The sequence below is a fragment of the Streptomyces lavendofoliae genome, assembly GCF_014649735.1.
GTDB classification, from domain to species: Bacteria; Actinomycetota; Actinomycetes; order Streptomycetales; family Streptomycetaceae; genus Streptomyces; species Streptomyces lavendofoliae.
Genome location: NZ_BMTP01000028.1, coordinates 19,863 through 30,737 on the forward strand (window position 1 = coordinate 19,863; position 10,875 = coordinate 30,737).

12 protein-coding genes are annotated in these 10,875 nt (G+C 72.5%); 4 read left to right on the top strand and 8 right to left on the bottom strand.

The window, feature by feature from the left end:
• The 6 genes from IE109_RS31385 to IE109_RS31410 all read right to left on the bottom strand — a co-directional run bounded on the left by IE109_RS31385 (position 1) and on the right by IE109_RS31410 (position 4,820).
• A complete protein-coding gene (locus tag IE109_RS31385; protein ID WP_189554759.1) occupies positions 1–609 on the bottom strand; it encodes a winged helix-turn-helix domain-containing protein in 609 nt (202 codons plus the stop codon).
• 66 nt (positions 610–675) lie between these two features.
• A complete protein-coding gene (locus tag IE109_RS31390; RefSeq protein ID WP_189554760.1) occupies positions 676–1,665 on the bottom strand; it encodes a glycine betaine ABC transporter substrate-binding protein in 990 nt (329 codons plus the stop codon).
• Positions 1,665–2,456: an ABC transporter permease gene (locus IE109_RS31395; protein WP_229891814.1), complete on the bottom strand. Its 792-nt coding sequence runs from the start codon at positions 2,454–2,456 to the stop codon at positions 1,665–1,667. Before IE109_RS31395 ends, IE109_RS31390 begins: the two co-directional genes overlap by 1 nt.
• A 32-nt stretch (positions 2,457–2,488) precedes the next feature.
• Positions 2,489–3,694 carry a betaine/proline/choline family ABC transporter ATP-binding protein gene (locus tag IE109_RS31400; protein WP_189554762.1) on the bottom strand — a complete coding sequence of 402 codons (1,206 nt, stop codon included), beginning with the start codon at positions 3,692–3,694 and terminating at the stop codon, positions 2,489–2,491.
• Positions 3,678–4,334, bottom strand: coding sequence for an ABC transporter permease (locus IE109_RS31405; RefSeq protein ID WP_189554763.1), 657 nt, complete (start codon positions 4,332–4,334; stop codon positions 3,678–3,680). The genes IE109_RS31400 and IE109_RS31405 overlap by 17 nt, the downstream gene beginning before the upstream one ends.
• Positions 4,335–4,349: 15 nt before the next feature.
• Positions 4,350–4,820, bottom strand: a complete 471-nt coding sequence (locus IE109_RS31410) for an Lrp/AsnC family transcriptional regulator (RefSeq protein WP_064072192.1) — start codon at positions 4,818–4,820, stop codon at positions 4,350–4,352.
• Between the two features lie 121 nt (positions 4,821–4,941).
• On the opposite strand from IE109_RS31410, the gene hppD reads away from it, so the two are divergent.
• Positions 4,942–6,087 carry a 4-hydroxyphenylpyruvate dioxygenase gene (hppD, locus tag IE109_RS31415; protein ID WP_189554764.1) on the top strand — a complete coding sequence of 382 codons (1,146 nt, stop codon included), beginning with the start codon at positions 4,942–4,944 and terminating at the stop codon, positions 6,085–6,087.
• A 192-nt stretch (positions 6,088–6,279) separates the two neighbouring features.
• Here hppD and IE109_RS31420 read toward each other — a convergent pair whose 3' ends face one another.
• On the bottom strand, positions 6,280–7,851 hold the full coding sequence (locus IE109_RS31420; protein WP_189554765.1) for a tetratricopeptide repeat protein: 1,572 nt from the start codon (positions 7,849–7,851) through the stop codon (positions 6,280–6,282).
• Positions 7,852–7,960: 109 nt separating this feature from the next.
• Between IE109_RS31420 and IE109_RS31425 the strand changes: the two genes are divergently transcribed.
• On the top strand, positions 7,961–9,328 hold the full coding sequence (locus tag IE109_RS31425) for an FAD-binding oxidoreductase (protein ID WP_189554766.1): 1,368 nt from the start codon (positions 7,961–7,963) through the stop codon (positions 9,326–9,328).
• Positions 9,329–9,486: 158 nt separating this feature from the next.
• Positions 9,487–9,870 carry a VOC family protein gene (locus IE109_RS31430; protein WP_189554767.1) on the top strand — a complete coding sequence of 128 codons (384 nt, stop codon included), beginning with the start codon at positions 9,487–9,489 and terminating at the stop codon, positions 9,868–9,870.
• Positions 9,871–9,877: 7 nt separating this feature from the next.
• On the opposite strand, the gene IE109_RS31435 is transcribed toward IE109_RS31430, so the two are convergent.
• On the bottom strand, positions 9,878–10,288 hold the full coding sequence (locus tag IE109_RS31435) for an SsgA family sporulation/cell division regulator (RefSeq protein ID WP_189554768.1): 411 nt from the start codon (positions 10,286–10,288) through the stop codon (positions 9,878–9,880).
• A gap of 226 nt (positions 10,289–10,514) precedes the next feature.
• On the opposite strand from IE109_RS31435, the gene IE109_RS31440 reads away from it, so the two are divergent.
• The coding region (locus IE109_RS31440) for a DUF2510 domain-containing protein (RefSeq protein ID WP_189554769.1) at positions 10,515–10,875 on the top strand (361 nt) is incomplete at its 3' end.

Here is a 10,875-nt window from a genome sequence, read left to right on the forward strand (position 1 = left end):
TCAGCCGTCCTTCCGGTCGTCGGCTTGTGGAAAGGCGTGCAGGTGGACGCGTACCTTGGCGGCGTCCTCGTCGGGCTCGGCGTCGCGGTAGGAGTTGACGAGCGCGTGGATCCTCTCGCCCAGTTCGCGCACCTGCTGCGGGCCGAGCCGCAGCGTGAAGTCGCTGAGGTCGGCGTTCCTGACCCACTCGGCGGACCAGTCGCGCATCGTGCCGATCCAGGTGGACAGTTCCTGGCCGTGGATGGTCGCGATCTCGTGCAGGAGGACGTTGACCGCGCCGCGCGTCTCGGCGTCCTCCTCGTCGAGGAGCGCGGGGTCCCAGGAGGTGCCCTGGTGCACGGCCTGCCACCAGCGCTCGCGTCCCTTGCCCCGCTCCGGGGCGTCCTCGACGAAGCCGTACGAGGCGAGCTGCCGCAGGTGGTAGCTGGTGGCCCCGCTCGACTCGCCCAGCCGGTCGGCGAGTTGGGAGGCGGTGGCGGGGCCGTGGTGGCGCAGGGCGCTGAGGAGGCGGATGCGCAGCGGATGGGCGAGGCCGCGCAGGGAGCGGGGGTCGAGCTGCCGGACTGCGGGCGCGCCGGCGTCGTTCTTCCCGGGTTCGGGCTTTGACATGCTCTCAGCCTAGGGTTGCAAAGAAATGCTTGCAAGCATTTCTTTGCAACCGGTCCTTCGCAACCCTCACCCCTCCCGGATGAAGCCCTCCCGGACCAGCCACTCCTTCGCCACCTCGTGCGGGTCCTCCCCGGCCACGTCCACCCGCGCGTTCAGCTCCCGCGCCACCGGGGTGTTCAGCCGCGCGCTCAGCGGGTCGAGCAGTTCGGCGATGACCGGGTACTTCTCGAAGGTCGCCGAGTGCAGGGCCGGCGCCGCGTTGTAGTTGGGGAAGAAGTGCCTGTCGTCCTCCATGGTGTCCAGGTCCATCGCCTCGATCCGGCCGTCCGTCGTGTAGACCTCGCCCAGCAGGCACGAACCCGACTTCGCCACCTGGGTGTAGATGATCCCGGCGTCCATCTTGCGGATGTTGGCGGCCGGGACGTCCATCCCGTACGCCCGCCGCATGCCCGGCAGCCCGTCCTCCCGCGACGCGAACTCGTTCTCCACGCACAGCGTCACCGCCGACGGGTCGCGACGGGACAGCTCCGCCACGTCGGAGAGGGTCCGCAGCCGGTACCTGGCGTTGTTCCTCTTGTTGATCGCGAGCGTGTACGTGTTGTCGAGCGCCGACGGCGGCAGCCAGGTCACGCCGTTGCGCACGTCCACGTCACGCACCGCCTCCCACTGCTTCCGGGGGTCGGCGATCGGCTTCTGCCTGCCCTGGTACGTGATCCACGCCGTACCCGTGTACTCGTAGATCGCGTCGGCGTCCCCCTTGATGATCGCTTCACGGCCGCTGAGGGAACCCGGCAGGTTCGTCCGGTCCAGCACCTCCGCCCCCGCCGCCTTGAAGATCAGGCCGATCATGTGGCCGAGGACCAGGTTCTCGCTGAAGTTCTTCGACGTGACCGTCAGCGAGGCGCCCCTGAGCGGCTGTCCGCGCCCCACCGAACCCGGCAGCACGTCGTCCGCCATCGGCGAGCCGCTCTTCAGCCCGCACCCGGACAGCCCGGCCGCTACCACCAGCGCCAGGGCCGCCGCGCCCCTCCCGTACCGCGTCACCGCCACCCTCATCATCCGGCCTCCAGCCCGCGCGGCGTCAGCGCCAGCTCCGCGAGCGACGCCAGCCAGTCGACCAGCAGCGCCAGCGCGACCGTGAGGACCGACCCCAGCACCAGCACCGCCATCCGCTGCGTCTGGATGCCCGTCGTGATCAGGTCGCCGAGCCCGCCGCCGCCCACGAACGTCGCCAGTGTCGCCGTACCGACGTTGAGCACCAGCGCCGTACGCACGCCCGCCAGGATCAGCGGCACCGCCAGCGGCAGCTCCACCCGCAGCAACCGGCCCGCCGCCGACATGCCGATGCCCCGTGCGGCCTCCACCATCTGCGGGTCGATGCCCCGCAGGCCGGCCATGGTGTTGGACAGCACCGGCAGCACCGCGTAGACGACCATGCCGGTGATCGCGGTCGACGGCCCGATGCCCAGCCAGATCACCAGCAGCGCGAGCAGGCCGATCGCCGGGGTCGCCTGTCCCACGTTCGCCACCGCCGTCGCGACCGGGGCCGCGCGCCTCAGCCCGCGCCGGGTCAGGGCGATGCCCAGCGGAACCGCGATGAGCAGCACCCAGAAGGTGGACACGGCCGTGAGCCTCACGTGCTGCCACAACCGCAGCCACGCGTTCCCGCCCGCCAGCGCGTTGCGGGCGATGGCGTCCAGCGGGACCTGGGAGATCCACAGGTACGTCGCCGCCAGCAGCACCGCCGACACCGCCGGCACGACCACCAGCCTCCGCACCGGGACGCGCCGCCCCGGCGGACCGTGCGGCTCCCGGCGGACGTCCGCCGCCTCCCCGGCCTCCGCCACCTCCCCGGCCTCCGGCGCCGGTGTCCGGGGGGTCACGCGCCGCCCTCCAGCTCGGCCTCGGTGCGGTGGTGGCGCGCCTCCTCCAGGTCGTGCTGGTGCTCGATCGCGGTCAGCCGGTCCGCCTCCAGCATCTCGTGCACCGAGTTCATCAGCGTCTCCATGTCGACGACCCCGATGTACTCCCCGCGCCGCCCCGTGACCGCCACCCGCCCGGACGAGTCGATGAGCACCGCCTCCAGCGCGTCGTGCAGCGTCGCGTCCCGCGTCACCGTGTCGTGCACCAGCTGCCCCGCCCGCGCGAGCGAGCCCTTCGCCCGCATCAGGTCGCCGCGCCGGAGCCACTTGTACGGACGCCCGCGCCGGTCGAGCATCAGCAGCTCGTTGTGCGGCCCGCCGCGCAGCCGGTCGAAGATCGTCTGGAGGGGGTCGTCGACCGACACCGTCGGGAAGCCGGCGATCCCCACGTCCCGTACGCGCGTGAGGTTGAGCCGCTTCAGCGCGGCCCCCGCCCCCACGAACCCGGACACGAAGTCGTCCGCCGGGTTCGTCAGGATCGCCTCGGGGGTGTCGAACTGGGCGATGTGGGACCGCTCGCGCAGTACCGCGATCCGGTCGCCCAGTTTGATCGCCTCGTCGAAGTCGTGCGTGACGAAGACGATGGTCTTGTGCAACTCGTGCTGCAGCCGGATGAGTTCGTCCTGGAGGTGGTCGCGCGTGATGGGGTCCACCGCCCCGAACGGCTCGTCCATCAGCAGTACCGGGGGATCCGCCGCCAGGGCCCGTGCCACCCCGACCCGCTGCTGCTGGCCGCCCGACAACCGGCGCGGATAGCGCCCGTGGAACTCCTTCGGGTCGAGCCCCACCAGGTCGAGCATCTCCTCGACCCGGTCGCGCACCCGCGCCTTGGACCAGCCCACCATCTTCGGTACGAGGGCGATGTTCTCGGCGACCGTCATGTGCGGGAACAGTCCGGAGGACTGGATCGCGTACCCCACCTTCCGGCGCAGCTTCACCGGATCGATGCGGGTGACGTCCTGGTCGTCGATCCTGATCCGCCCCGACGACGGCTCGATCAGCCGGTTGATCATCTTCAGCGTGGTCGACTTGCCGCACCCCGACGGCCCCACGAAGACCACCGTCTCGCCCGGCCTGATCTCCATCGAGACGTCGTCCACCGCCGGAGACGGATTGCCCGGGTACCTCTTCGAGAGGTTCTCCAGCTCAATGCTCGCGCCCACGGATCCCCCCGGAAATGGTCAGCCGCCCGAGCAGTACGTACGCGGCGTCGAAGAGGAGGGCGAGCACGACGATCCCCAGCGTCCCGGCGAGCACCTGGTTGAGCGCGTTGGCACTGCCCAGCGAGGCGATCCCGCGGAAGATCTCGTTGCCCAGCCCCGGCCCCGAGGCATAGGCGGCGATCGCGGCGATGCCCATGAGCATCTGCGTGGACACCCGGATCCCGGTGAGGATCGGAGGCCAGGCGAGCGGCAGTTCCACCCGCGCCAGCCGGGCGACCGGGGACATCCCGATGCCCTTGGCGGCGTCCACCAGGGCCGGGTCGACGCCCCGCAGGCCCACGACCGCGTTGCGCACCACCGGCAGCAGCCCGTACAGCACCAGCGCGATCACCGTGGGCGGCACACCGAGCCCCACCACCGGGATCAGCAGGCCGATCAGGGCCAGCGAGGGGATGGTGAGCACCGTCGCCGTGGACATGATGGCGAGGTTCCCCGCCCAGGCGCTGCGGTAGGTGGCCAGCGCGATCGCCACTCCCACCGCGGTGGCGATCACCATGCACTGGAACACGGCGCTGACGTGCTGCACCGCGTCAGCGAACAGCTGCTGGTGCCTGGCGACCACGTACTCCCCGAAGCCCACGCGCGCTCCCTCGCCTCACTCCTCCGACGCGGCCTGCTCCACCAGCGGGATGATCCGCAGGGGCACCGGGTTCTCCATGACGATCGCCGTGGAGGCCCGCACGATGCCATCAAAACCGACGACCCGGTCGATCACCCGCTGGAGATCCGCGTTCGACCGGGCCACCAGGCGGCACAGCATGTCCCCGTGGCCGGTCGTCGTGTGCAGTTCCAGCACCTCCGGCACACCCGCCAAGTGCTCCCGTACGTCGGCGCCTTGGCCCTGCTTGATCTCCAGCGTGGCGAACGCGGTGACCGGATAGCCCAGCGCCGCCGGGTCGACCTCCGGGCCGAACCCCCGGATGACTCCGTTCGACTGAAGCCGGTCCAGCCGCGCCTGCACCGTGCCGCGCGCCACGCCCAGCCGGCGCGAGGCCTCCAGGACGCCTATGCGCGGCTCCCGCGCCAGCAGCGCGATGAGCCTGCCGTCCAGATGATCGATCGCCACAGCCGCCCTCCAATGGTCACCCTGTACAGAACGCCCGCACATCCTGCCCACCCGCTGGTCAGATTGCCCAGCCCCTGCGCGAACTATTGCGCACCTTGCCAATCGGAGAGAGCCTGCCGCCATGACTGAGACCATCTCCCACACCCCCGGCACCGCCCGGCAGGCCGACCCCTTCCCGGTGAAGGGGATGGACGCGGTCGTGTTCGCCGTCGGCAACGCCAAGCAGGCCGCGCACTACTACTCCACGGCCTTCGGCATGAAGCTGGTCGCCTACTCCGGGCCGGAGAACGGCAGCCGCGAGACCGCCAGTTACGTCCTGGCCAACGGCGGCGCCCGCTTCGTGTTCACCTCCGTCATCAAGCCCTCCACCGACTGGGGCCGCTTCCTCGCCGAGCACGTCGCCGAGCACGGCGACGGCGTCATCGACCTCGCCATCGAGGTGCCGGACGCCCGCAAGGCGTACGCCTACGCCGTCGAGCAGGGCGCGACCGGCATCACCGAGCCGTACGAGGTCAAGGACGAGCACGGCACCGTCGTGCTCGCCGCCATCGCGACGTACGGCAAGACCCGCCACACCCTCGTCGACCGCTCCGGCTACGACGGCCCGTACCTCCCCGGCTTCGTCACCGCGTCCCCGATCGTCGAGCCGCCCGCCAAGCGCACCTTCCAGGCCATCGACCACTGCGTGGGCAACGTCGAGCTCGGCAGGATGAACGACTGGGTGGCCTTCTACAACAAGGTCATGGGCTTCACGAACATGAAGGAGTTCGTGGGCGACGACATCGCGACCGAGTACTCGGCGCTGATGTCGAAGGTCGTCGCCGACGGCACGCTGAAGGTGAAGTTCCCGATCAACGAGCCGGCGATCGCGAAGAAGAAGTCGCAGATCGACGAGTACCTCGAGTTCTACGGCGGCGCCGGCGTCCAGCACATCGCGCTCGCCACGAACGACATCGTGCACACCGTCCGCACCATGCGGGCCGCGGGTGTCCAGTTCCTCGACACCCCCGACTCGTACTACGACACCCTCGGCGAGTGGGCCGGCGAGACCCGCGTGCCGGTGGAGACCCTGCGCGAGCTGAAGATCCTCGTCGACCGCGACGAGGACGGCTACCTGCTGCAGATCTTCACCAAGCCGGTCCAGGACCGTCCGACGGTGTTCTTCGAGATGATCGAGCGGCATGGCTCGATGGGCTTCGGCAAGGGCAACTTCAAGGCCCTCTTCGAGGCGATCGAGCGCGAGCAGGCCAAGCGCGGCAACCTCTGACGCTCCCGGCCACCGACCGCCCGGTACGGGGTGCCGGGCGGCCGGTCGGGACGCCCCCGCATGGGTCCCGTCCGGCCGGGCCCCCCGCCGGACGGGTCACCGTTCCGCCCCACCGGCGCCGGGCGCACCCCCCGGGCGGTCACCGTCTCGCAGGGCGTCGGACCACGCTCCGGCGGCGCAGTCCCGCCGCGGTCACCGCTCCGCTTCGGGCGATCGTGACGCGGACGCGGACGCGCCGGGCGTCGCCGTGGCCGCCGGGCGGCGCGGCTTGCGCGGCTCCGGCCCCCGGTGCTCCGGGTCACGCGGTGGCGGCGACCCGGCCCTCGGCGCCCCGGCCCGCCGCTGCGGTTCCCCGGAGGTGTAACCGCCCGCCGACCCGTCCTCCGACCCGTCCTCCGGCCCGTCCTCCGGCGGCTCGCCCAGCGAGGCCAGCGCGCGCCGGGCCTTCGGGGCCAGCAGGGGCGAGAACGCCGGGTTGATCCGCAGCGCCTCCTCGATGTGCCGCCGCGCCGGCCCGTACTCGCCCAGCTCCTGCTCGATCCGGCCCCGGTGGTACGCGAAGAGCGCGCTCCGCAGCCCCCGTTCCGTGGCCCTTTTGGCGTACGGCAGCGCCTCCTCCGCCCGCCCCGCCCGGTACAGCGCCCAGCCGAGCGCGTCGGCGACGTGCACGGACCGGTGCCCCTTCGCCCACTCGGCGCGCAGCAGCCGCAGCGCGGCGTCCGGGCTGCCGTGGTCCGCCTCGTAGCGGGCCAGCACCAGCGCGCCGTTCACCCCGTGCGTCCCCGCCTCCGTGGCGCGCACCCGCAGCACCTCGTACTGCGTCCGCGCGTCCCCGTCGAGGCCCAGAGACTCGTACAGCTCGCCCGCCTCCAGGGCGTACTGCGGCAGCGGCAGCGCCTCCAGGGCGGCCCCGTAGTCCCGCAGCGCCTCGTCCGTCCTGCCGAGCGCCGCCAGCGCCCGCGCCCGCCCGGCCAGCGCCGGCGCGTGCCCGGGCACGAGGCCCAGCGCCGGCGCGTAGGAGGCGACGGCCTCGGCGGGCTCGCCGCGCTCCCAGGCGAGATCGCCGAGCCGCACCAGGCAGGCGGCCTTCTCCGCCGGGGTGGCCGCGAGCGCCACCGCGTCGTACGCCAGCGCCGACGCGTCCTCGCGCCAGCCCCGGTCGCGGTACACCATCGCGGCGCGCGACAGCGCGGGCGCCCCGCCGCGCAGCGCCCGCAGGCGCTCCATGGCCCGCCCGGCGGACACGTAGTCGCCGAGCCCGTTGTAGGCGTCGATCAGCACGGGGTACGCCTGCCACCGCCGGGGCGAGGACTTCCGCACCGCCTCGCCCCACGTCCGGGCGGCCCGGAAGTCGCCGCGCGCGTTCGCCAGCGCGCCCATGCCGAGCTGGGCGTCGACGTTGCCCCGGCGGGCCGGCCAGGCGGCCAGGGACCGCTTCAGCGCCTTCTCCGCGCGTACGTACGAGGCGGTGTCGCCGTTGCGCGCGCCCCGTTCCACGTACGCGCCGCCCAGCACCGCCCAGGACGCGTCGTCGCCCGGGTGGGCCCGCAGCCACTTCTCGCGGTCGCCGATCAGCGCGGCCAGCTCCGGCAGGGACGCCTGCGCGCCGGCGTGCGCCGCCGACACGGCCCGGGCGGCGGGGCCGGGCGCGGGAGCGGGCGCGTCCGCGCCGAGTCCGGCCGGTACGAACAGGACGGCCGCTCCGGCCAGCACCGCGCCCGCGCCGGCGCCCAGGACGATCTGTGGGACCCGTTCCGTCTTCATGCCGTCACTGTGCGGTACGGGGCGCGCCCGTACGACGAGCCACCCGGCGGACCCCAAGTCGATCCCCCGGCGGGTTCACACCGATGGCCCCGGATGCCAGGCTGGGATCATGGACGACCTGCTGACCCGCCTCCGGGCCGGCCTCCCGTCGGAGGCCCTGCTCACCGATCCGGACGTCACCGCCTCCTACGCCCACGACATGGCGAGCTTCTGCGACGCGGGCACGCCCGCCGTGGTCGTCCTGCCGAGCACCGTCGAGCAGGTCCGGCACGTCATGCGCACGGCGACGGCGCTGCGGGTGCCGGTCGTCCCGCAGGGCGCCCGCACCGGCCTGTCGGGCGCGGCGAACGCGTCCGACGGCGCCATCGTGCTGTCCCTCGTCAGGATGGACCGGATCCTGGAGATCAGCCCGGTCGACCGGATCGCGGTCGTCGAGCCGGGGGTCGTGAACGCCGTGCTGTCCCGCGCGGTCGGCGAACACGGCCTGTACTACCCGCCGGACCCGTCCAGCTGGGAGATGTGCACGATCGGCGGCAACATCGGCACCGCCTCCGGCGGTCTGTGCTGCGTCAAGTACGGGGTGACGGCGGAGTACGTCCTCGGCCTGGACGTCGTCCTCGCCGACGGCCGCCTGCTGTCCACCGGCCGCCGCACCGCGAAGGGCGTCGCCGGGTACGACCTGACGCGGCTGTTCGTCGGCTCCGAGGGCACCCTCGGCATCGTCGTACGGGCCGTCCTGGCGCTGCGCCCGCAGCCGCCGCGGCAGCTCGTGCTGGCGGCGGAGTTCCCGTCGGCGGCGTCCGCGTGCGAGGCCGTGTGCGCGGTGATGGAGCGGGGCCACACCCCGTCCCTCGTCGAACTGATGGACCGTACGACCGTGCGGGCGGTCAACCGGCTCGGCCGGATGGGCCTGCCGGAGTCCACCGAGGCCCTGCTGCTCGCCGCGTTCGACACCCCCGATCCCGCCGCGGACCTGGCCGCCGTGGGCGAGCTGTGCACGGCCGCCGGGGCCACCCAGGTGGTGCCGGCCGAGGACGCGGCCGAGTCGGAGATGCTGCTGAAGGCCCGCCGGATGTCGCTGACCGCCCTGGAGGCCGTCAAGTCCGCGACGATGATCGACGACGTGTGCGTACCGCGCTCGCGGCTCGCCGCGATGCTCGACGGCACGGCCGCCATCGCGGCGAAGTACGACCTGACCATCGGCGTCTGCGCGCACGCGGGCGACGGCAACACCCACCCCGTGGTGTGCTTCGACCACACGGACCCCGGCGAATCCCGCCGCGCCCGCGAGTCGTTCGACGAGATCATGGCGCTCGGGCTGGAGCTCGGCGGCACCATCACGGGCGAACACGGCGTCGGCGTGCTGAAGAAGGAGTGGCTGGCCCGCGAACTGGGGCCGGTGGGGTTGGAGTTGCAGCGGGGTATCAAGCGGACCTTCGATCCCCTCGGCATCCTCAACCCCGGCAAACTCTTCTGAGCCCTGAGCCCTGAGCCCTGAGCCCTGAGCCCTGAGCCCTGAGCCCTGAGCCCTGCGTCCCGGGTCCTAGGCCCCGAGTCCGGTGACCCCGGGCCCCACGCCCGATGGTTTCGGCGCGGCGGCACGCCTAGCGTGAGGGGACCGACGAAGGAGGAGCCGTGCCCGCACGCCTTGACCACACCATCGTCCGCAGCCGCGACCGGTTCGCCGCCGCCCGCTTCCTCACGGATCTGCTCGACGCGCCCGAGCCCAAGCCCTTCGGCCCCTTCGCGAGCGTCCCGCTGGAGGGCGGCGTCACCCTGGACTACCTCGACGACGACGCGCCCCGCATCGTCCCGCAGCACCTCGCGTTCCTCGTGCCGGAGGACGAGTTCGACGCGATCCTCGCCCGGATCGAGGAACGCCGGCTGCGGTACTGGGCGGACCCGTACCACCACGAGCCGCAGCGGATCAACCACCACCACGGCGGTCGCGGCGTCTACATCGACGACCCCGACGGCCACTCGATCGAATTCATCACCCACACCTACGTGACGGACTGACCGGGCGTCAGGCGAGCAGCTCGGCCAGCCCGTCGTCCAGGCCGAGCTGCTCCGGCTCGGAGCCGGGCGGCACCATCCGCAAGGTGAGCTCCAGCCACCCCGACACCTCGCCGGCCGGGGCCTCCAGGAGCGCCTCGCCGTCCGGCGAGGACAGCGCCAGCAGCACGGCCGTCCGGCCGTCGAGCGTCGTCGGCCGGATCCGCACGTCGCCGTGGCCGCAGGGCCGGAAGACCCCTTCGACCAGCAGCTCACGGGCGAAGGTCCAGTGCACGGGGTGCCCGGAGCCGACGTGGAAGACGATGTGCACGGCGTAGGGGTCGTCCGTGCGGTAGACCAGCCGGGCGGGGACGGGGACGCTGCGCTCGGGCGACAGCGTCAGGGCGAGTTCGAGGTCGTGTTCGACGACGGTGTGCTGCATGGGACGGTTCCCTTCTCTCCGGTGGGCCCCTGGACGGGCCATACCGGTGAGAGGGGCTTCCGGCCCCGTCATTACGCGACTTCCGCCGGGGGATTCCCCCGGTCTCCCCGTAACACAGGTGTGACCGGTATGGGGTCGTTGTGGACGGACCGGTTCGGGGGCGCTCATCGGTCTGGTAGATGTGGTGCCTTGAATTGAGGCCTCCAGGAGATACGGGACCACGGTGATGAGCGCCCCAACCCCGGCAACCGGCGACGGCAGCCCCACGCCCGGCTACTACCCCGACCCGTCCATTCCGGGATATATCCGGTTCTGGAACGGTGCCGCCTGGGTCCCGGGGACGAGCCGCCCCGCGCCCAAGGACGGCGAGGCGCTGCCGACGCCGCCGGCCCCCGCCGCGTCCGTCCCCGCCCCGGCGCCGACACCTGCCCGCACCCCCTCGGTGGAGGAGACGGGGCCGGTCTTCTTCGACGAGGAGGAGCCGGGCCCCGACGGCCGGCCGGAACCCGAGCCCGCGTCCGTCTGGCAGGCCGTGACCGATGGTGGACGCGGTCAGTCACCCCTGATGTTCCAGTGCTGGGGAGGCT